This is a genomic window from Bradyrhizobium sp. FW305-F6 (assembly GCF_058782905.1).
Map to the genome: position 1 here is coordinate 162593 of NZ_JBYSYD010000006.1, position 19265 is coordinate 181857.

Below are 19265 nucleotides of genomic sequence, written 5' to 3' on the forward strand. Positions count from 1 at the left end.
CCTGATGGCTGTTCACCGCAAGCGTTTTCGCGTCGAAGACATCGTCAGTGGCGAGATGCCTGTTCTGGACGTGAATGAAGAGGCAGGTCCGATGCACAGCGAAATCATGGCCGAGCTTCGCGCGATCCGCGCGCAGATGGCGAAGAGTGTCGTCGCCGCGCCGCTGTCCGGCAGCGCAGCCATGGCGGCGATCGACGCCTCGACGGCCCACGAGCTTTCCGAAGCGCGTGCCATGCTCGACACCTACCGGGCGCAGATCGAGCAGTGCGAGAAGCTGAAGGTCGAGCTCGACCTCATCCACGACGCCATCGACCGCACCAAGCGCGAGATCGCGACGCTGCACGGCAAGAGCTTCGACGGCGGCGAAATGGCCAAGGTCAACGGCGAGCTCGGCGCGGTGGTCGGCGGCACCGAGCAGGCCACCCAGCAGATCCTCGAAGCCGCGGAATCGATCGACCAGGCTGCGACCGCCATGTCCAAGGTCGACTCGGTCGATCAGCAGAAGCGGCTCGCCGACGACATCCAGGAACGCGTCATCTCGATCTTCGAAGCCTGCAATTTCCAGGACCTGACCGGCCAACGCATCAGCAAGGTCATGGCCACGATGAAGTTCATCGAGCAGCACATCAATGCGATGATGGACATCTGGGGCGGCGTCGACGCGATCAAGGCGCACGTGCCGGCACACGCGCATGTCGACAATCGCAGCGAGGACGAGAAGCTGCTCAACGGCCCCAAGCTCGCCGGCGACGTCGGCCACGCCTCGCAGGACGACATCGACGCGCTGTTCGACTGAGCGGACGCGGATTACGGGAAAAGAAGAACGCCGGTCCTGGGACCGGCGTTTTTGTTTGTCGTCAGTGCGAGGAGCGAAGGGTTAGGCCGGAGGCCACTTCACGCCCGCGGCGCGCAGCGGACGTAGACCATGTTGCCGTAGCGGGTGGCGGCGTCCTTGTCGATGAAGCGGGTGATCATGACGCGGCCGTCGAAGGAGACGATCTCGCGGTCCTGGTCGCCAGGGGTCGGGCCGGCCGGCCCGATATAGTTCTTGCCGCTCGGCGAGCCCTTCAGCCGCAGCTCCTGCGGCGTTGCCTGGTCGGCCAGATGCATGATCACGCCGCCGGAGGAACCGGCGGTGATCACGTAGGGATTCTTGCACTGCTCGCGCGCCATCTTCTCGGTGCGGGCGCGGTCGGCCGGGTTCTGGAACGAAGCAAGGCCCCACCGGCCGACGATCTCGTCGGCGCGGATTGTGGCGGGCATTTCCGGAGCGACGCCGGGCTCGGCCTCGGGCGGCGGTGGGGAAGACGTCAGGGACGGCAGGTTGAAGCCGCCGCCGCAGGCGCCCAGCAACAGCGCCAGACAAGACGCGGCGGCCAGATTGGCAACCGTGCGCGCGTGAGCCGAACAGATCATGGCATTCCCCCCAACAAGACCCTGGCCGCACCCCTCCCGCAGCCAAGCGCAAAACCGCTGCCGGAGCAATGACGTCCTGCTGGACGCGGGCGCCCCGACCGAGTTTCCAATGCCACCATCCTATATCCGCCTCAACAATCGCTTAACCACCTTTGCTTGACAGGATCGCGGCCAAGCCATATTTCCGAGCCCACTATTAGCACTCGGAAAGCCCGATTGCTAAGCGCGCCGTTCGACCCTCGGGATAGGGGTTGGACGGAAGCGCCGCCCCACCGACTTCCACTCCTTCCGAAGCGAGCCTCCAAAGGGAAACGTCATGGCTAAATCCAAATTTCGTCCGCTGCATGACCGTGTCGTGGTCAAACGTATCGACGCCGAGGAAAAGACCAAGGGCGGCATCATCATTCCCGACACCGCCAAGGAAAAGCCCTCGCAGGGCGAAATCGTCGCCGTCGGCCCCGGCGGCCGCGACGAGACCGGCAAGCTGATCCCGATCGACCTCAAGGTCGGCGACCGCGTGCTGTTCGGCAAGTGGTCGGGCACCGAGGTCAAGATCGACAACGAAGAGCTCCTGATCATGAAGGAGTCGGACATCATGGGCGTGCTGGCCTAAGGCCATCCGCCTGAACGGCCGCTGAATGTCGTGCCCGGATCCAGGCGATCCGGGCATCCATCATTGTTCGCTAGATGATGGATTGCCGGGTCAAGCCCGGCAATGACAGAGAGAGCGCCGCACAGCACATAAAACAAGACACATCACGCAACACGAGGGATTGCACACCATGGCTGCCAAAGACGTCAAGTTTTCCGGAGACGCGCGCGATCGCATGCTGCGCGGCGTCGACATTCTCGCCAACGCCGTCAAGGTGACGCTCGGCCCCAAGGGGCGCAACGTCGTCATCGAGAAGTCGTTCGGCGCGCCGCGCATCACCAAGGACGGCGTCACCGTCGCCAAGGAGATCGAGCTCGAGGACAAGTTCGAGAACATGGGCGCCCAGATGGTACGTGAGGTCGCCTCCAAGACCAACGACCTCGCCGGCGACGGCACCACCACCGCGACCGTGCTGGCCCAGTCCATCGTGCGCGAAGGCGCCAAGGCGGTTGCCGCCGGCATGAACCCGATGGACCTCAAGCGCGGTATCGACACCGCCGTCGCCGCCGTCATCAAGGACATCGAGAAGCGCGCCAAGCCGGTCGCCTCCTCCTCCGAGGTCGCCCAGGTCGGCACCATCTCGGCCAACGGCGATACCGCCATCGGCAAGATGATCGCCCAGGCGATGCAGAAGGTCGGCAACGAGGGCGTCATCACCGTCGAGGAAAACAAGTCGCTCGAGACCGAGGTGGACATCGTCGAGGGCATGAAGTTCGACCGCGGCTACCTCTCGCCCTATTTCGTCACCAACGCCGAGAAGATGACCGCCGAGCTCGAGGACGCCTACATCCTCCTGCACGAGAAGAAACTCTCGGGCCTGCAGGCCATGCTGCCGGTGCTGGAAGCCGTGGTGCAGTCCGGCAAGCCGCTCGTCATCATCGCCGAGGACGTCGAGGGCGAGGCGCTGGCCACCCTGGTCGTCAACCGGCTCCGCGGCGGCCTCAAGGTCGCGGCCGTCAAGGCGCCGGGCTTCGGTGACCGCCGCAAGGCCATGCTGGAGGACATCGCGATCCTCACCGGCGGCCAGCTGATCTCCGAGGAACTCGGCATCAAGCTCGAGAACGTCACGGTGAAGATGCTCGGCCGGGCCAAGAAGGTGGTGATCGACAAGGAGAACACCACGATCGTCAATGGCGCCGGCAAGAAGCCCGACATCGAGGCCCGCGTCGGCCAGATCAAGGCCCAGATCGAGGAAACCACCTCGGACTACGACCGCGAGAAGCTGCAGGAGCGCCTTGCCAAGCTCGCCGGCGGCGTCGCGGTGATCCGCGTCGGCGGCGCGACCGAGATCGAGGTCAAGGAGAAGAAGGACCGCGTCGAGGACGCGCTCAATGCCACCCGCGCCGCGGTGCAGGAAGGCATCGTCCCCGGCGGCGGCGTCGCGCTGCTCCGCGCGAAGAAGGCCGTGGGCCGCCTCTCCAACGCCAATGCCGACGTCCAGGCCGGCATCAACATCGTGCTGAAGGCGCTGGAAGCCCCGATCCGCCAGATCTCCGAGAACGCCGGCGTCGAAGGCTCGATCGTGGTTGGCAGGATTCTGGAGAACAAGTCCGAGACCTTCGGCTTCGACGCCCAGACCGAGGACTATGTCGACATGGTCGAGAAGGGCATCATCGATCCCGCCAAGGTGGTGCGCACCGCTCTGCAGGACGCCTCCTCCGTCGCCGGCCTCCTGGTCACCACCGAAGCCATGGTCGCCGAAACGCCGAAGAAGGAAGCTCCGCCCGCCATGCCGGCCGGCGGCGGCATGGGCGGCTTCTAAGCCTCCCTCCCGTGACAATGTTGCGAAGGCCGCCTCCGGGCGGCCTTCTTTTTTGCCGACCCTGCCTCTCCGCTTTCCAATTCAACCGGCAGCCAAAAACCACTACGGTGGCGCCGATTCTAACTGTCTGGGCATGATCCTCTCGAAAACCGCTTCACACTTTTTCCGGATCATGCCCGTTGCCCGAGGTCTTCGTCGATGCGCGCTCTTCTGGTTTGTTCGACTGCCCTCCTGGCGGCTCTGCTCGCCGTCTCGCCCGAGCCCGCCTCCGCCCAGATGAAGCTGTCGCCGAAGGCGGTGTCGCCGGGCGGAACCGAGACGCGCTATTTCACCTCCCTCGACGGGCTGATGGACGGCAATGCCGACGTGATCCTGAAGGAGACCCGCCAGGGCAAGATGGTCACCGCGGCGGTGCTCGACGTCTGCTACCCCATCGCGAAGAATTCCGACCGCAAGGATCGCTTCGTCGTCAATCTCCAGGTCGCCGGCCAGACGTTGACGGGAACGGCGCAGAGCATCAGCGAGAAGTCGCCGGTCACCGTCAAGCTGACGCGCAAGCCGTCCGGCGACACGTTCGAGTTCCGCGGCCAGATCGCGATCGGCCAGGCGGTGACGGAGGTCACCTCGCCCGACAATTCCGATCTGAGCGAAAAGGAATTCTTGGACAGTCAGAGCTCCGACGACGGCATCACGCCGCAGCCGAAGGATTTCACCGACGTCTCGCCGGAGGCGATTGCGGTCAAGGTCAAGCTCGATGCGGCGACCGAGTTCCTGAAGAGCCTGAAGGGCCAGGAGGTCGAGGTGACGCTGGCGAGCCTCAATGTCGGCTGCGAGGCGCTGCGCGCGGGCGAGCAGACCATCAATATGTCGGTCGATCCCGAGCGCGCAGGTGCGCTGCTGTCCAAGTTCAAGACGACGCCCGGCGTCACGGCGGCAGGCTGGACCGCGGGCATGGTCGAGATGGACCGCACCATCCGCTTTCCCGCGGCGGACTGGCGCGAGGGCGACAAGGTCAACAAGGGCAAGCTCGCAACCGCGGTCGCGAACGTGCTGAGCCGGACGCTGGGGGCAAAGCCGGTCTCGCAGAACGTCAACCCCGCGACCGGCAAGCTCAAGCTGGTGTTCAAGCGGCCCAATCCGGATTTCCCGGCTCTCGAGCTCACGGACACGATCGAGGTCGCAGGGCTCATATCGCCGGACAGGCCGGGCACCACCGACAAGCTCATGCTCTGGATCGGCAGCCCCGCGACCACGACCGCGGACGAGGGCAGCGGTGCGAGGCTCAACCTGTCCGAGGATGCCAGCCTGGACGAGGAAGGCGACCTGCCCGACGACAATGGCTCGATCGAGGCGCTTGCCAGGGAGCTGAAGGGCCAGCACTGGGACGCCGACAAGTCGGTGTGGAAGTGACTTTGTCATTCCGGGGCGACGCGCCAGCGTCGAACCCGGAATGACCCTGACGGTCAGTTCCCCGTCGTCCTGAAGCGCAGCGGCTTGGGACCTGCCAGCGTCAGTACGTCGCCCTGGCGCTTCCAGGTCTCGACGCTGCTCAGCGCTGCGACGAGCTCGTCGTCGGCTTGCGCCCGGGCCGGCGGACAGTTGCGGTCCTCGATCTGTCCGGGAACGAAGATCACGGTGTTGCCGGCGACCGAGAACTAGCCCTTGCCGCCCTTGCACCAGAGCTCCAGCACGACTTCGCCATGGTCGCCGATCTCGATGTTCGGAATCCGCTTGGAGCCCGCTTGCGGCAACGCTTCCAGCGTCATCTCGGTGCCGAAGGGAAACCCCTCCTGGGCCCGCGCGAGCGTCGACATCGCAAGCATTGCAACCGCCGCACACACCCATCGCTGGAGCGAAACCATGAGACCTCTCGACCGACCTGACTCGCCGCACCTTCTATAAGACAGCGGGTGCATTGAGAAGGCTCGCCCATGGCCGACGCAGGCGCAAAAAAATCCCCGCGAGGCGAACCTCGCGGGGATTTGCGCCGCCTGGCGGCGGCGACCGCTATTTCAGGACCATCTCCGTGAACGGCCAGACATAGGCCTGCAACGTCACGAGGAGACCGACGAGGCACGCCAGCACGATCGAGTGCCAGAACACGAACCGCAGGATGGTGCCCTCATGGCCGTACCAGTTGGTGGCAGTGGAGGCGACCACGATCGACTGCGCGTCGATCATCTTGCCCATCACGCCGCCGGAAGAGTTCGCCGCGCTCATCAGGATCGGCGACAGGCCGAGTTGCTCGGAAGTGATCTTCTGGAGGTTGCCGAACAGGATATTGGACGACGTATCCGATCCCGTCAGCGCCACGCCGAGCCAGCCGAGCAGCGTGCCGAAGAAGGGATAGAGCACACCGGTCGCGGCAAAGGCGAGGCCGAGTGTCGCGTCGACGCCGGACAGGCGCGTCAGCGTGCCGATCGCGAGCATCGCCGAAATCGTGATCAGCGAGATCGCGCAGAGCCGGATGGTGCGGCCGTATTGGGCGATAAGCCTTCCGGGACCGACGCCCATCAGAACGCCGGAGATGATCGCCGCGATCAGCATGCCCGTGCCGGTGAAGGACAGGTAGGTGAAAGCGAACACCGCGCTCTCCTTGGTCGGTCCCGGCGCGACCGGCGGCATCTTGTTGATCATCTGGTGCAGCTCCGGCACCGGATAGTTCCAGACGAAGATCGCGTTCGCCCAGGTCTTGAAGGCACCGCTGCCCCAGATCAGCATCACGATGCAGACGATGATCCACGGTAACAGCGCGTCGAACATCTCCTTCTGCGTCAGCGGCGTCTTGTCGAGCGGCCTGGCCGCAGCCATGGTGGCGGCCGATTCATCGCGGCCACGCAGCGCGGGGGACAGCCAAAGCTGCTTCGGTTGCCATACCTTCAGGAACAGGATCAACGCCCCCATCGAGATCAGCGACGCACCGATGTCGACGATCCAGGGGTTGATGTAGTTCGAAATCACGAATTGCGGGATCGCGAACGTCAGGCCCGTGACGAGGATCGCCGGCCAGACGTCCTTCATGCCCCTCCAGCCGGCGAAGGCCCACACCACCCAGAACGGCACGAGCAGCGAGAAGAACGGCAATTGCCGGCCGACCATCGCACCCAGGATATAGGGGTCGAGCCCGGTGACGGAGGAAAGGCCCTGGATCGGCGTGCCCAGCGCGCCATAGGCGACCGGCGCGGTGTTTGCGATCAGCGACAGGCCGGACGCTGCGAGCGGCGAGAAGCCGAGCCCGATCAGCACCGCGCCTGTAATGGCCACCGGCGTGCCGAAGCCCGAGGCGCCTTCGAAGAACGCGCCGAACGAGAACGCGATCAGCAGCAATTGCAACCGCCGGTCCTCCGTGACGCCGCCGACGGCGCGTTTCAGCAGCTCGAAACGCCCCGTGGCCACCGTCACCTGATAGAGGAAGATGACGTTGAGCACGATCCAGCCGATGGGGAAGAACCCGGTCACGATGCCCAGCACCGATGCGCGGATCGACATGTTCGCCGGCATGGTGAAAACGAAGATCGTGACCAGATTGGTCAGGATCACGGCGATGATGGCTGCGATATGCGCCTGAACCCGTCCGCTCGCGATCAGAACCAGCAACGTGACGACGGGCACCGCCGCCGCGATTGTCGACAGCACCGGGCTGTTGAGCGGATCATAGATTTGGTTCCACATGGTCTTGCTCCCCACGCATGTTGGCCGCAGGCGGCCCGCGTGGAGAGCCGGTCCTGCTTGATGTCGCAAGCGACAAATCCCGAATTTGACGCGAGGCCTCGCGCATGCGGCGGTTCCATCCGCTCACAAGCTCGCGAAATCCCGTGGGACTCGACCCAGCGCCGCAGGCACCATGCTAGGGTTGCTGCGACAATCCAACGCAAATTATAGAATTTCCGACTTTAGTCTAAGCGCCTCCATTTCCCCCATCGGCTCAGCTATTTGGCTCTGGGCATTGTGCACATCCCCTGAGGAGACCCAGCTCTGTGAACAACATCCGCGCCACGCTCGCGATCGTCTGGCGAATCGCCATCCCTTATTTTCGATCGGAGGACAAATGGGCCGGCCGCGGCCTGCTTGCCGCGGTGATCGTGATCGAACTGCTGCTGGTCGCCATCGACGTGCTGGTGAACCAGTGGTACAGCCGCTTCTACAACGACCTCCAGGAGCGCGACTGGAACGGCTTCGTCCGGGAACTCGGCGTCTTCACACTGCTCGCAAGCGCCAGCGTGGCGCTCTCCGTCTACCAACTCTATCTCAATCAGTGGCTCCAGATTCGCTGGCGACAATGGCTGACGCGTCACTATCTGGGCGAATGGCTGAATAGCGCGACCCACTACCAGATGCAGCTCAAGGGCGATGCGGCCGACAACCCGGACCAGCGCATCACCGACGACGTCCGGAGTTTCGTCGAGCAGACTCTCAATATCGGCATCGGGCTGCTTTCCTCGATCGTCACGCTGTTCTCGTTCGTGATCATCCTGTGGGGCCTGTCGAACGCGGCACCGCTGCATATTTCCGGCATCGACTTTGCCATTCCCGGCTATCTGGTGTGGGCAGCGCTCGTCTACGCGATCTTTGGCACCGCGCTCACGCACTGGATCGGCTCTCCTCTGGTCAACCTCAATTTCGAGCAGCAGCGCTACGAGGCCGACTTCCGCTTCAACCTCGTCCGCGTGCGCGAGAACTCCGAACAGATCGCGCTGCTCAAGGGCGAAGGCGCCGAGCGCCAACGACTCCTGCATCGCTATGGTTTCGTCGTCGGCAACTGGTACGCGATCATGAGCCGGACCAAGCGTCTGACGGCCTTCACGGCGAGCTATTCCCAAGCCGCCGTCATCTTCCCCTTCATACTCACCGCGCCTGCCTACTTTGCGGGTAAGATTCAACTTGGAGGGATGGTGCAGACCGGGTCCGCCTTCGGCAGCGTGCAGAAGGCCTTGTCCTTCTTCGTGTCCGCCTACCGCTCCCTGGCCGAATGGCGCGCGGTGGTTGCCCGTCTCGACGGCTTCGAGATGGCGGTCAGTTCGGCCGCCAACATTGCCGCGCACGAGCCGACCATCGGCATCGCGTCATCCGGCGGCAGCAACGCCGTCGCGTTCGAGCAACTGCTGGTGAAGCTGCCCAACGGCAAGCCGCTGGTCGCGTCACATGCCTTTACGATCGAACCGTCGGAGCGGGTGCTGGTGACCGGGCCATCCGGCTCGGGCAAATCCACGCTGTTTCGTGCCGTCGCCGGCATCTGGCCGTTCGGCACCGGCAGGATCGCCATCCCCGAACAAGCCAAGCTGATGATGCTGCCGCAGCGTCCTTATTTCCCGGTCGGCCCGCTCGGCGATGCCGTCATCTATCCGGCCGAACACGGCGCCATAGCGCCCGAGAAAATCAGAGAGGCATTGATTGCAGTGGGACTTCCCGACCTCGCCGGGCGGCTTGAGGAGGACGGCCACTGGAACCGGACGCTGTCGCTCGGCGAGCAGCAGCGGCTCGGGCTCGCCCGCGCACTGTTGCACATGCCGGACTATCTTTTCCTGGACGAGGCCACTGCCTCGCTGGACGAGCCGTCGGAGGCCCAGCTTTATCGGCTCCTGGCCGAGAAGCTGCCGCAGGCCACCATCGTCTCGATCGGCCACCGCTCGACGCTCGACGCCTTCCACACCCGCAAGGTGGCGCTGGTGAAGGACGGTCCGATCCACGTTCTCGGCGGCGCAGCGCCGGCCGAGAAGGAGCCGAGTGCGGCGGGCTGAGACGCCGCTCCGGCTGCCACGTCGTCATGCCCGGGCTTGTCCCGCCTGCGCGGCCTAAGCCGCTTCGGCGAGGCGAAGGTCCGGGCATCCACGTTCTTTGTGCGGCTATGTTGTTCGCCGGGACAGGCCCGGCCTGACGGCATCTCGAGCGGCCGTCAACGCAAGTCGCCCACAAAGCAGAAGGGCGGCAGGTTGCCCTGCCGCCCTCGCTAAGTTCGCTCGATGCGAAGCTTACTTCAGGTTGGTCATCGCCGTCAGGTCGACAGAGAGCTTGGCGACGCCAGCAGCGCTACACCAGTTGGAGCCGAAAGCCGTGGCTGCGTTCGCGCCACCGTTGATCGGGGTGACGAAGGCAGGGCTGGAGTTGGTGGCGGAGAAGTCGCTGGTGAAGGCGTTGCAATCACCCTTCGACAGATCGGTGTCGTAGTAGCGCAGATCGAGCGTAAACACCTTGTAGGTGAAGCCGACGCCGACGTTCCAGGTGTTGTAGCTCGGCTCCTTGATGCCGTTCGCGTACCGCGGATCGCCTGCGATGCCGTAGAAGATGTCGGAGGTGCCGAGCCACTGGCGGCCGAACTCGCCCGACACATACATGCCGACGCCGCTGGCGCCGAAGGTCGTGCTCGGTGCAGTCCACTTGGCCGTGACCGAGGCGTAGTTGCCCCAGGCGCCGAGGTTCAGGAAGTTCGGCGAATAGTACTCGTTGAAGCCGACCGACCACTGGTCGTTGATGGCGATGTTCAGCTTGGCGTAGGCTTCGAAGAAGCTCGCGTCCTTCTTGGCGAAGTTGCCGTTGATCGGAAGGCCGATGGCGCCCTGGGAGTTATCCAGCGAAGTACCGCAATTGCCCTGCGCGAGGGTGCCCTGCGAGCCGAAGCAGCTTCCGCCCGGATAGAGGTAGCCCCAGACACCGAAGTCGAAGGCGAACATGCCGAAGGTCGGCCGGATACCGCCGTAGATGTCGACCTCGGCCGCAGCGCGGTTCGGGAACGAGATGCTCGCGGCGGCGGTACCGACATAGAGCTGGAGGTCCTTGGTGACGTTGTAGCGCGGCTCGAAATAGGCCGTGACCGACGGGTTGTGGTTCGACTGGGTAATACCGCGGAAGATGTAATCGTTGGTGATGCCGGCGCCGAAAGCGATATCCCACGGATCGAAGGCCGGCGGCGGCGGGGCCTTCAGCGCCTTGACACGCAAGTCTGCCGCGAAAGCCGAACCCGTCGTCACCAATGCCAGCGCCGTTGCCAACAATGCCACTTTTTTCATTTCGATCCCCATCACCAGTTCTTAAACCCCAGTCGGATCCCGGAAGCCCCCCGGGGCGCTCGACCTGATTGCAAATTCATTACTGCGACAATCTGTATTGGCGGATAGAAACCGTGAAGCAAAAAGCGCGGGCATCTGCCGACTTTTTAGGCGTTTTGACCAATTCACGAAAGGTTGTCCGCCTGTGTTGCTTCTCGATCACATTATTTGCATTCCAAAGTGCACGGCAGCCCCGTGTAAGTCCGGGGATCGTCGGGGAGCGTGACACCTGGGTTACGAATCAGGCTGCGCCGGGCTGGTGGCGATCAAGCCGGGCTTACGGCGATGCAAAAAGGCCGCAGCACTCGCGCCGCGGCCCTTCTGGTGACTGGCCCTTGCAAGGGGATAGAGGCCGGGTTGCTACCCCTGTCCCTCGGCCGGCACCGATTCCGCAGAAGACGAAGGCATCGCCCAGCTGGTCTCGGCGGCAGGCTCGGGGGCCGGGGCCTGCGCCGGGGCTGACGGCTTCGAAGCAGTCGCTGCCTTCGCTTTCTTCGGTGCCGCCTTCTTCGCGGCCTTCTTCGGTGCAGCCTTCCTGGCCGCCGCCTTCTTTGCGGTCTTCTTCGCAGCCTTCTTCGGCGCGGCCTTCTTGGCAGATTTCTTGACGGCCTTCTTCTTCGTCGCCTTCTTGGCGGCCTTCTTCTTCGCGGTCTTCTTCGCCGCTACGGCCTTCTTGGCCTTTTTGGCCTTCTTGCTTTTCTTCTTCTTCGCTTTCGCCATCGTGGTCCTCCTGTTGCCGCCGAACAATGGTCGATCGGGCGTCTGCAGTCGTCACCCCGGGAGGAAAGTTCAGGCTCTGCAAGCTCAAACTTGCGCGTTCAGTGCCGGCCGCGCCCCGCCCGTCGCCCAATCGAGAAGCTCAATCGTATGTACGACCGGAACTGACGTGCCACTGGCAATCTGCACCATGCAGCCGATATTGCCCGCGGCAATCATGTCCGGCTTGAGGCTCGCGATGTTGGCGACCTTGCGATCGCGCAACCGGCCCGCAAGCTCGGGCTGGAGAATGTTGTAGGTCCCCGCCGAGCCGCAACACAAATGGCTCTCGGGTACATCTTTCACCACGAATCCGTTCTTGGAAAGCAATTCTTTCGGAAGGCCCGTGATTTTCTGCCCGTGCTGCAACGAGCACGCGGAGTGATAGGCGACGACGATGCCGTCCGCTCGTGACGGCGTCGCGAGCTCGAGGCCGGCGACGTATTCGGTGATGTCCTTGGCGAGCGCCGACACCTTCGCCGCATCGGCCGCGAACGCTGTGTCCTCGCGCAGGAGATAGCCGTAGTCCTTGATCACCGTGCCGCAGCCGGAGGTCGTCACCAGGATGGCATCGAGCCCCTCGCCGGCCATTTCCTTCCGCCACGCCGCGATGTTGGCGCGAGCCCGCGCCAGCGCATCGTGGTCGTTGCCGAGGTGATGGGTCAGCGCGCCGCAGCACTGCTCGTCCCGGACCAGGACGACCTCGATGCCATGGCGGGTCAGAAGACTGATGGCGGCCTGGTTGATGCGCGGCGCCAGCACCTGCTGGGCACAGCCCTGGAGCAGCGCCACACGTGCGCGCTTCTTGCCGAGCGCCGCGAACACGCTGCCCGCGGCCGGCCCGGCGGGCGGCAATTGGCTCGGCGCCAGCGCCAGCATCGCCTTGAGGCGCTGGATCAGGCCGGGCGTCGCCGAAGGCCGCGGCGTGGGCAACAAGACGCCCAGCGGACGGGCGAGCTGCGCCAGCCTCATGCTGATGCGGAAGCGTTGCGGATCCGGCAGGACGAAAGCCAGCACCCGGCGCAGCAGCCGCTCGGCCAAGGGCCGCTGATAGCGCTGCTCGATCCGGACCCGGGCCTGGTCGACGAGGTGCATGTAGTTCACGCCGGAGGGGCAGGTCGTCATGCAGGCGAGGCAGGACAGGCAGCGGTCGATGTGCTTGACCACCTCGGCCGTCGGCGCCTGGTCCTTCTCCAGCATCTCCTTGATCAGGTAGATGCGGCCGCGCGGGCTATCGAGCTCGTCGCCAAGCAGCACATAGGTCGGGCAAGTCGCAGTGCAGAAGCCGCAATGGACGCAGGCGCGCAGGATCTTGTCGGCTTCCGCGATGTCGGGGTCGGCGAGCTGGGCGAGTGAGAATTCGGTCTTCATGCGGTCGCGCCCCGGCTCAGGCGGCCGCGGTTGAGAATGGCCTTGGGATCGAAGCTGGCCCGCACCCTCTCGCTCAGCGCGGCAATGCCGGGCTCTTGCGGATGGAATACGTCGACCGCACGCCTGACATCATCGTTCGCCCGGATCAGCGTGGCATGTCCACCGACCGCAGTCGCGCGTGCGCGCACGACCGCGCCATGCGCATCGTCCTTCGGCGGCAGTGCGGCCCAGATCAATCCGCCGCCCCAATCGTAGATCAATTCGCCCCCCGTCTCGCGCGCCAGCTGGAAGCCGAGCGCCGCGCCAGAAGCCGGCGGACAGACGATCCGCCACACCGGCCAGGCGCTGAGCGCGCCGCCGGCCGCGAACGGCAGCACGTCGCGGATCGTGGCCCACAGCGCCGCGGAGGCCGCGTCCTCGACCAGAATCGCAGCTCCAAACGGCGCCAGCAACTCGCGCAACGAATTGGCGCGGTGCGCGGCGGAGGCCGTGATGCCCTCGAGCCGCAGCATCGTCAGCGCCTCGCCTTGGCCGGCCATGTCGCCGAGCCCCTCGGCCTTGGCCCGGAACTCTGATTTCGGCAGATGCGCGGCACCGGAGACGTCGAAGGGCGAACCGAGCGCCGCGGTCATGGCCTTGTTTGCGGCGGCATCATCCAACCCGCGCAGCAGCAGCGTACGCTCGGCCTCGGGCTTGGGCATCACCTTCAGCGTGACCTCCGTCATTACCGACAGCGTGCCCCAGGACCCCGCCAGCAGCTTGCAGAGGTCGTAGCCGGTGACGTTCTTCACCACCCTGCCCCCGGTCTTGAAGCTGTCGCCGAAACCGGAGACGGCGTGCGCGCCGAGCAGGTGGTCGCGCGCCCCGCCGGCACGGATGCGCCGCGGTCCGGCGAGCCCGGCCGCGATCATGCCGCCGATGGTCCCTGATACCGGCGTGCCGAGCAGGGCCGCGGTGTCCATCGGCTCGAAGGCGAATTGCTGGTTCTTGGCATCGATCAGGGACAGCACGTCGCCCAGCGGCGCGCCGGCCTGGAGGGTGATGACGAGTTCGTTCGGCTCGTAGGACGTGACGGCATTCAGCGCGGAGAGGTCGAGCACCGCATTGGTGGCCATGGCGTGGCCAATGCTGCGCTTGGAGCCATGGCCGATGATCTCGAGCGGCTGCTCGCTCGCAATCGCCGCGCGCACCACTTCTTCAACGTCTTTGGCGTCTCTGACCTTGAGCGTATCCACGGGAAAAGGCGGTATCCAAATTCAGAGCGGAAAGCAATCTGGCGTTGCCGCTAGAACCGCGGCAAATCCGGGAACGCCAGCTTGCCGGCATGGACATGCATGCGGCCGAGCTCGGCGCAGCGGTGCAGGGTGGGGAACACTTTTCCGGGATTGAGCAGCCCCTGCGAATCGAAGGCGCATTTCAGCCGCTGCTGCTGGTTGAGGTCGATCTCCGAAAACATCTCCGGCATCAGGTCGCGCTTCTCGATACCGACGCCGTGCTCGCCGGTGAGCACGCCGCCGAATTCGACGCAGGCGCGCAGGATGTCGGCGCCGAAGGCCTCCGCGCGCTCAATCTCGCCGGGCTTGTTGGCATCGTAGAGGATGAGGGGGTGCAGATTGCCGTCGCCGGCGTGGAACACGTTAGCGCAGCCGAGCTGGTATTTCTCCGAGAGCTCGCGGATGCGCGCCAGCGCCTTCGGCAGCGCGCCGCGCGGAATGGTACCGTCCATGCAGAGATAGTCGGGCGAGATCCGGCCCACCGCAGGGAACGCGGCCTTGCGGCCGGCCCAGAACAGATTGCGCTCGGCCTCCGACGTCGAGATCTGGCAGGTGGTGGAGCCGCAGCCATTGGCGATTGCCTCGACGCGCGTGATCAGCTCGTCGACCTCGATCTTGGGGCCGTCGAGCTCGATGATGAGCAGCGCCTCGACATCAAGCGGATAGCCGGCATGAACGAAGGCCTCCGCGGCGTGGATCGCGGGCTTGTCCATCATCTCCATGCCGCCCGGAATGATGCCGGCGCCGATGATGCGCGCCACGCATTCGCCGGCGGCCTCGACCTCTGCAAAGCCGACCATCAGGGCGCGCGCCGTCTCCGGCTTTTGCAGGATGCGCACCGTGATCTCGGTGATGACGCCGAGCAGGCCTTCGGAACCGGTGATGACGCCCATGAGGTCATAGCCGGAATTCTCTGTCGATTTGCCGCCGATGCGCAGGATCTCGCCGCTCATCAGCACGATCTCGCACCCGAGCACATTGTTGGTAGTCATGCCGTATTTCAGGCAATGCACCCCGCCAGAGTTCTCCGCGACATTGCCGCCGATCGAGCAGGCGATCTGCGAGGACGGATCGGGAGCGTAGTAGAAGCCGGCATGGGCGACGGCCTGGCTGATCGCCAGATTGGTGACGCCCGGCTCGGTGACGACGACGCGGTTGTCGAAATCGATCTCGCGGATGCGCTTGAACTTGCCGAGGCCGAGCAGCACGCCGTCCTCGAGCGGCAGCGCGCCACCGGACAGCGATGTGCCGGAACCGCGCGGCACCACCTTGATGCCGTGCGCGGCACAATATTTCAGGACGAGCGAGACCTGCTCGGTCGTATCGGGCAGCACCACAACCATCGGAGGCTGCCGATAGGCGGTGAGCCCGTCGGATTCATAGGCCCGCATCTCGGCTGGCGTATCGATCACGCCCTCGCCAGGCACGATGGCGCGCAGGGCGGCGACGATTTCGCTGCGACGCGCCAGCACGGCCTGATCGCTTGCGGGCATCATGATGGCCATTTTAAGAACCTTCGTCCGACGGATGGAATTGTCTCGGCAAATCAATCATGTCTTGCCGTCTTTGGGTAGGTCCTCCGAAGGTCGCATTGCTTTGTTGCAGCGCAAGTTCTCTCTGGGACAAGTCTGTTATCTGGAAACCTGTCAAAGCTTCGCGGCTTGTCCACTTGCATCGGACCTGACAAAACCACGACCCTCCATCTGACCCGGGAAGAGACGAAGAGCACACTTATGACAAAACTGACTTTCGGCGCACTGACGATCCTCACCGCAATTGCCACCGCACCCGCCGCGATGGCGCAGGATGTCGCGGCCGGCAAGACATCGTTCAACAAGTGCCTGGCCTGCCACGCGATCGGCGAAGGCGCCAAGAACAAGGTCGGCCCCGAGCTCAACGGCCTCAACGGCCGCAAATCGGGCACTGCCGAGGGCTACAATTACACGGACGCGAACAAGAATTCCGGCATCACCTGGGACGAGGCGACCTTCAAGGAATACATCAAGGACCCCAAGGCCAAGATCCCCGGCACCAAAATGGCGTTCGCCGGCATCAAGAACGAGACCGAGATCAACAATCTCTGGGCGTTCATCGCTCAATACGACAAGGACGGGAAGGTCAAGCAGTAAGCGCGCAACAGGCGGCCGCTCGAGCTCCGCGCGAACCGGTCTCGGCTTCGCTCGAAAGCGCGCTAATCGGCGGCCGCCTGCGCCGGAACGATTTTGCCGATCATCGTCTCGATCTCCGCCTTCACGAGATCAGGCACGGCGTTCTGCACCATGTGGCCGAGATCCGGCAGCACGATCAGCTTTGCATTCGGCACGGTCGCGGCAAACGGGCGCGCGTGAATGCTGGTTTTCACCGTCTTGTCGGGCTCGCCGGCAATCACCGTCACCGGCGCCTCGATCTCGCCATAGCGCGCGACTTGCGCCGCCACGGCCTCTTTCAACGTCACCAGATCATAGGCGTTCGCGATGAACTCGCGCGGGCGAAGCAAGAGCGGCGTTGCGGAGTCCTGCACGAAGCCGTCCGGCATCGTTTGCGGCAGGAACACGTTTCGCGCCCCGGCCTCCGTGACGAAATAGCCGAGCGGCAACGTGATGGTGTAGGCGAGCAGCGGACCGATCACCGGGGTGGCGATAATCTCGTTGTAGCGGCCGACGCCGCCGCGCCAGGGATGCGTGACAGGCGCGAGCATGACGAGGCCGGCCACGCGGTGCGGGTGATCGAGCGCGATCCGCGCTCCGAGGGCGCCGCTCCAGGAATGCACCACGAAGACGGCGCGATCGACGCCGAGCTTTGCAAGCGCCTCATCGATCATCCGCGCCTGGATCTGCGGCGTCGAATCCTGGCGGCTTGCGCGCGTGCTCCAGCCGTGGCCGGGACGATCGACCAGAATTACGCGGTGCTCCCTGGCGAGGAGATCGCCGAGCGGCCGGCGCATGGCTTCGAGATTGGAACTGGCGCCGTGCAGCATCACGATCGGGACACCAGACTCGCGCGGGCCGATGTCGACGACATGAAGCCGCGCGCCGTCGACCTCGATCATGCGGCCCTGCGGTGGATAGGCGCGTTGCACGGCAACGATTCCCGCCTGCGTGACCAGCGCCAGCAGAACCAGCACCGTCACGACTGACATCACGATCATGGAGAGAGTCCGGGTGATCCTGGGCACTGGGAAGTTACGGGTTTGATGGCGCGGCAGTTTCGCCGCCGGTCTCCCACGCTTCCACCGGAAATGCAGGGGCTGTGGATATGTGCATAATTGCAGCAGGAAAAACTCAATGGAATCAAAGCCGGTCGGAGAGGCACGCGAGGGCCGGAACGGCTTCATGCATTCGTCATCGCGGCTTCCATATAATCGCCATGGTCGGTTCCGCCATCTAGGCGCGGGTGGGCGCCGATCCTCCTCGCAACTTCAAGGGGATGCGGGAAAGACCGGCAGGATTGTCCTGGTTTGAACCGGAGATTTTCGATGAGCTTCAGATCGAACGACACTGCGATCGACGAAATCGTCGCGAGCTGCAACGGCGACCTCCGCGGCGCCGTGCGAGCGCTGCTCCTGATCAACGAGCATCTCGAGACCGAGCTGGCAAAGGCTTACGCCGCAGCCGCCCACCGCGGCCTCGTCGAGCGCGGCGGCAGTGTGCTGCACTAGTTCGTCCCGTCCTCGTCCTTTTCCTCGTCCGGCGTGAGCGGCGGACAGACGCGAATCGTCGAGCGGGCAAGCTTGGCATCTTCCATCGACTTGTAGGGACCGTCGCCGAAATAGATGTCGCCGATGATGACCGGATTGCGGGTCACGATGGTGCATTTCCCGGTGGCGCGGTTGCCGATCACCCAGAACAGTCCCTCGGCGAAGCTCACCGTCCCCGACGCGAGCAGCAGCGCGGCTGCAAAGATCAAACGCTTCATGGCTTTTGCTCCTGCCGAGCAGGTAAGCCTGCCGCGGGCTCCGCGCGATGCCGCCGTTCCGATCGTGGTTAATCCGCGACGTCCCTGACCGCTCGGGAAAAAATCAATTTGTCCGCTAGATGTCGCGCCCTTCGACCTTCTCGGTCAGCGCCTTGACCTGGTCGGGGATCTTTTCCAGGTGCGGGTTGACGGCGAGCGCCTTGCGATAGGCGTCGAGCGCGCGCTTCTCGTCGCCGACCTCCTGCATGATCATGCCGAGGCCGGCGAGCGCCCCGAAATGGCGCGGCTCCCGCATCAGCACCTGCTGGATGTCCGACAGGGAGCGGCCGTAGTCGCTCTGCATGTAATAGAGCGTGGCGCGCCGGTTCCAGGCTTCGATGTAATCGGGCCTGAGCTTGATGACGGAATCCAAGAGCTTGATCGCGACGTCGATCTTCTTGGCATCGACGGCGGACTTGGCGCGCGACATCAGAAGCCCGGCGGTGTCGCTCGGCGTCTGCAGCCAGATCGCCCAGATCCGCGCCTCGACATGCTTGGCGCTGGCCTCGTCGGGCGCGGCCTTCAGCGCGCCGAACAGGAAATCGAGGTTCTTGCCGCGGTCGACCTTCGGCAGCTTGGTCGGCGCCTCCGGGAGCTTCTTCTGCTTGCCGGGCGGCTCGACCTGCTGCGCCGAGGCCGGAGCCAAGCCGACGGTTCCCAGAAGAAGGGCCAGACACAGGGTGCGCGCGAAAGGGAATCTGACTGCCATGGTGAAAGTCTAAACGCGTAAAGCCGCCCTTGCAAAGCAAAGGCGGCGTCAAACTCGTGTGAGCGGTGGTCTTGCGCGGGCGCGGGCGACCGCGAGGGCGAGATCGCCCTGAGATCAGCCTTGGGAGATCAGCCCTGGCGCGCCTTGAAGCGGCGCTGCACCTTGTTGATCACATAGACCCGGCCCTTGCGGCGGACCAGGCGGTTGGCGCGATGGCGACCGCGCAGCGATTTCAGCGAGTTACGGACCTTCATGGCAGAATCCTGAACGTTCGAAAGGCCGTGTTCGGCACTACCGTTTCGGCACGCGCGAATGTGGCAAAATGAGA

18 protein-coding genes and 1 pseudogene are annotated in these 19265 nt (G+C 64.5%); 7 read left to right on the forward strand and 12 right to left on the reverse strand.

Annotated features, from left to right (window positions below; translation table 11 throughout):
• Positions 1 to 4 precede the first annotated feature (4 nt).
• Positions 5 to 796 (forward strand): protein phosphatase CheZ, encoded by a 792-nt coding sequence (locus tag AC3WLX_RS31170; protein WP_492338812.1) that lies wholly within the window; start codon positions 5 to 7, stop codon positions 794 to 796.
• A 98-nt stretch (positions 797 to 894) separates the two neighbouring features.
• Here the strand turns inward: AC3WLX_RS31170 and AC3WLX_RS31175 are convergent, their stop codons facing one another.
• On the reverse strand, positions 895 to 1416 hold the full coding sequence (locus tag AC3WLX_RS31175; RefSeq protein ID WP_492338813.1) for a hypothetical protein: 522 nt from the start codon (positions 1414 to 1416) through the stop codon (positions 895 to 897).
• A 316-nt stretch (positions 1417 to 1732) separates the two neighbouring features.
• Here AC3WLX_RS31175 and AC3WLX_RS31180 point away from each other — a divergent pair, with 316 nt between their 5' ends.
• The 3 genes from AC3WLX_RS31180 to AC3WLX_RS31190 all read left to right on the forward strand — a co-directional run bounded on the left by AC3WLX_RS31180 (position 1733) and on the right by AC3WLX_RS31190 (position 5240).
• Positions 1733 to 2029, forward strand: coding sequence for a co-chaperone GroES (locus AC3WLX_RS31180; RefSeq protein ID WP_008544107.1), 297 nt, complete (start codon positions 1733 to 1735; stop codon positions 2027 to 2029).
• Positions 2030 to 2198: 169 nt separating this feature from the next.
• Positions 2199 to 3830 (forward strand): chaperonin GroEL, encoded by a 1632-nt coding sequence (gene groL / locus AC3WLX_RS31185; protein ID WP_492338814.1) that lies wholly within the window; start codon positions 2199 to 2201, stop codon positions 3828 to 3830.
• A gap of 198 nt (positions 3831 to 4028) precedes the next feature.
• Positions 4029 to 5240, forward strand: coding sequence for a hypothetical protein (locus AC3WLX_RS31190; protein ID WP_492338815.1), 1212 nt, complete (start codon positions 4029 to 4031; stop codon positions 5238 to 5240).
• A 53-nt stretch (positions 5241 to 5293) separates the two neighbouring features.
• Here AC3WLX_RS31190 and AC3WLX_RS31195 read toward each other — a convergent pair.
• Together AC3WLX_RS31195 and AC3WLX_RS31200 are read right to left on the reverse strand one after the other, a co-directional pair.
• Positions 5294 to 5692: pseudogene (locus AC3WLX_RS31195) on the reverse strand (META domain-containing protein).
• Between the two features lie 145 nt (positions 5693 to 5837).
• Positions 5838 to 7502, reverse strand: coding sequence for an L-lactate permease (locus tag AC3WLX_RS31200; RefSeq protein WP_291627820.1), 1665 nt, complete (start codon positions 7500 to 7502; stop codon positions 5838 to 5840).
• A 305-nt stretch (positions 7503 to 7807) separates the two neighbouring features.
• Here AC3WLX_RS31200 and AC3WLX_RS31205 point away from each other — a divergent pair, with 305 nt between their 5' ends.
• Positions 7808 to 9568, forward strand: a complete 1761-nt coding sequence (locus AC3WLX_RS31205; RefSeq protein ID WP_492338816.1) for an ABC transporter ATP-binding protein/permease — start codon at positions 7808 to 7810, stop codon at positions 9566 to 9568.
• 231 nt (positions 9569 to 9799) lie between these two features.
• On the opposite strand, the gene AC3WLX_RS31210 is transcribed toward AC3WLX_RS31205, so the two are convergent.
• The 5 genes from AC3WLX_RS31210 to AC3WLX_RS31230 all read right to left on the reverse strand — a co-directional run bounded on the left by AC3WLX_RS31210 (position 9800) and on the right by AC3WLX_RS31230 (position 15779).
• Positions 9800 to 10834 carry a TorF family putative porin gene (locus AC3WLX_RS31210; protein WP_291627824.1) on the reverse strand — a complete coding sequence of 345 codons (1035 nt, stop codon included), beginning with the start codon at positions 10832 to 10834 and terminating at the stop codon, positions 9800 to 9802.
• A gap of 399 nt (positions 10835 to 11233) precedes the next feature.
• Positions 11234 to 11593 (reverse strand): histone, encoded by a 360-nt coding sequence (locus AC3WLX_RS31215; RefSeq protein WP_492338817.1) that lies wholly within the window; start codon positions 11591 to 11593, stop codon positions 11234 to 11236.
• A gap of 84 nt (positions 11594 to 11677) precedes the next feature.
• A complete protein-coding gene (gene glcF / locus AC3WLX_RS31220; RefSeq protein ID WP_492338818.1) occupies positions 11678 to 13000 on the reverse strand; it encodes a glycolate oxidase subunit GlcF in 1323 nt (440 codons plus the stop codon).
• The gene (locus AC3WLX_RS31225) at positions 12997 to 14235 is read right to left on the reverse strand and encodes an FAD-binding protein (RefSeq protein WP_492338819.1); all 1239 of its coding nucleotides are present in this window, start codon (positions 14233 to 14235) and stop codon (positions 12997 to 12999) included. Before AC3WLX_RS31225 ends, glcF begins: the two co-directional genes overlap by 4 nt.
• 50 nt (positions 14236 to 14285) lie before the next feature.
• Complete coding sequence (locus AC3WLX_RS31230; RefSeq protein WP_291620412.1) at positions 14286 to 15779, reverse strand: FAD-linked oxidase C-terminal domain-containing protein; 1494 nt, start codon at positions 15777 to 15779, stop codon at positions 14286 to 14288.
• A 228-nt stretch (positions 15780 to 16007) separates the two neighbouring features.
• Here AC3WLX_RS31230 and cycA point away from each other — a divergent pair, with 228 nt between their 5' ends.
• Positions 16008 to 16403: a cytochrome c-550 CycA gene (cycA, locus tag AC3WLX_RS31235; RefSeq protein WP_291620410.1), complete on the forward strand. Its 396-nt coding sequence runs from the start codon at positions 16008 to 16010 to the stop codon at positions 16401 to 16403.
• 62 nt (positions 16404 to 16465) lie between these two features.
• On the opposite strand, the gene AC3WLX_RS31240 is transcribed toward cycA, so the two are convergent.
• Positions 16466 to 17422, reverse strand: a complete 957-nt coding sequence (locus tag AC3WLX_RS31240) for an alpha/beta fold hydrolase (RefSeq protein ID WP_492338820.1) — start codon at positions 17420 to 17422, stop codon at positions 16466 to 16468.
• Positions 17423 to 17749: 327 nt separating this feature from the next.
• Here AC3WLX_RS31240 and AC3WLX_RS31245 point away from each other — a divergent pair, with 327 nt between their 5' ends.
• On the forward strand, positions 17750 to 17932 hold the full coding sequence (locus AC3WLX_RS31245; protein WP_492338821.1) for a hypothetical protein: 183 nt from the start codon (positions 17750 to 17752) through the stop codon (positions 17930 to 17932).
• On the opposite strand, the gene AC3WLX_RS31250 is transcribed toward AC3WLX_RS31245, so the two are convergent.
• The 3 genes from AC3WLX_RS31250 to ykgO form a co-directional block, all read right to left on the reverse strand.
• Positions 17929 to 18189, reverse strand: a complete 261-nt coding sequence (locus AC3WLX_RS31250; protein ID WP_492338822.1) for a hypothetical protein — start codon at positions 18187 to 18189, stop codon at positions 17929 to 17931. The two genes, AC3WLX_RS31245 and AC3WLX_RS31250, sit on opposite strands and share 4 nt — an antisense overlap.
• Positions 18190 to 18304: 115 nt before the next feature.
• Entirely contained in the window at positions 18305 to 18937 is a 633-nt protein-coding gene (locus AC3WLX_RS31255; RefSeq protein ID WP_492338823.1) for a tetratricopeptide repeat protein, read from the reverse strand.
• 128 nt (positions 18938 to 19065) lie between these two features.
• Positions 19066 to 19191, reverse strand: coding sequence for a type B 50S ribosomal protein L36 (ykgO, locus tag AC3WLX_RS31260; protein ID WP_006611362.1), 126 nt, complete (start codon positions 19189 to 19191; stop codon positions 19066 to 19068).
• Positions 19192 to 19265: the final 74 nt, after the last annotated feature.

Excerpts from the sequence above, each read along its gene's own strand:
- AC3WLX_RS31190 (WP_492338815.1), top strand. The coding sequence starts at position 4,029 with ATGCGCGCTCTTCTGGTTTGTTCGACTGCCCTCCTGGCGGCTCTGCTC.
- AC3WLX_RS31255 (WP_492338823.1), bottom strand. The coding sequence starts at position 18,937 with ATGGCAGTCAGATTCCCTTTCGCGCGCACCCTGTGTCTGGCCCTTCTT.
- AC3WLX_RS31250 (WP_492338822.1), bottom strand. The coding sequence starts at position 18,189 with ATGAAGCGTTTGATCTTTGCAGCCGCGCTGCTGCTCGCGTCGGGGACG.
- AC3WLX_RS31175 (WP_492338813.1), bottom strand. The coding sequence starts at position 1,416 with ATGATCTGTTCGGCTCACGCGCGCACGGTTGCCAATCTGGCCGCCGCG.
- AC3WLX_RS31170 (WP_492338812.1), top strand. The coding sequence starts at position 5 with ATGGCTGTTCACCGCAAGCGTTTTCGCGTCGAAGACATCGTCAGTGGC.
- AC3WLX_RS31180 (WP_008544107.1), top strand. The coding sequence starts at position 1,733 with ATGGCTAAATCCAAATTTCGTCCGCTGCATGACCGTGTCGTGGTCAAA.
- AC3WLX_RS31240 (WP_492338820.1), bottom strand. The coding sequence starts at position 17,422 with ATGATCGTGATGTCAGTCGTGACGGTGCTGGTTCTGCTGGCGCTGGTC.
- AC3WLX_RS31200 (WP_291627820.1), bottom strand. The coding sequence starts at position 7,502 with ATGTGGAACCAAATCTATGATCCGCTCAACAGCCCGGTGCTGTCGACA.
- AC3WLX_RS31245 (WP_492338821.1), top strand. The coding sequence starts at position 17,750 with ATGAGCTTCAGATCGAACGACACTGCGATCGACGAAATCGTCGCGAGC.
- AC3WLX_RS31230 (WP_291620412.1), bottom strand. The coding sequence starts at position 15,779 with ATGGCCATCATGATGCCCGCAAGCGATCAGGCCGTGCTGGCGCGTCGC.
- AC3WLX_RS31215 (WP_492338817.1), bottom strand. The coding sequence starts at position 11,593 with ATGGCGAAAGCGAAGAAGAAGAAAAGCAAGAAGGCCAAAAAGGCCAAG.
- groL (WP_492338814.1), top strand. The coding sequence starts at position 2,199 with ATGGCTGCCAAAGACGTCAAGTTTTCCGGAGACGCGCGCGATCGCATG.
- AC3WLX_RS31210 (WP_291627824.1), bottom strand. The coding sequence starts at position 10,834 with ATGAAAAAAGTGGCATTGTTGGCAACGGCGCTGGCATTGGTGACGACG.
- cycA (WP_291620410.1), top strand. The coding sequence starts at position 16,008 with ATGACAAAACTGACTTTCGGCGCACTGACGATCCTCACCGCAATTGCC.
- ykgO (WP_006611362.1), bottom strand. The coding sequence starts at position 19,191 with ATGAAGGTCCGTAACTCGCTGAAATCGCTGCGCGGTCGCCATCGCGCC.
- glcF (WP_492338818.1), bottom strand. The coding sequence starts at position 13,000 with ATGAAGACCGAATTCTCACTCGCCCAGCTCGCCGACCCCGACATCGCG.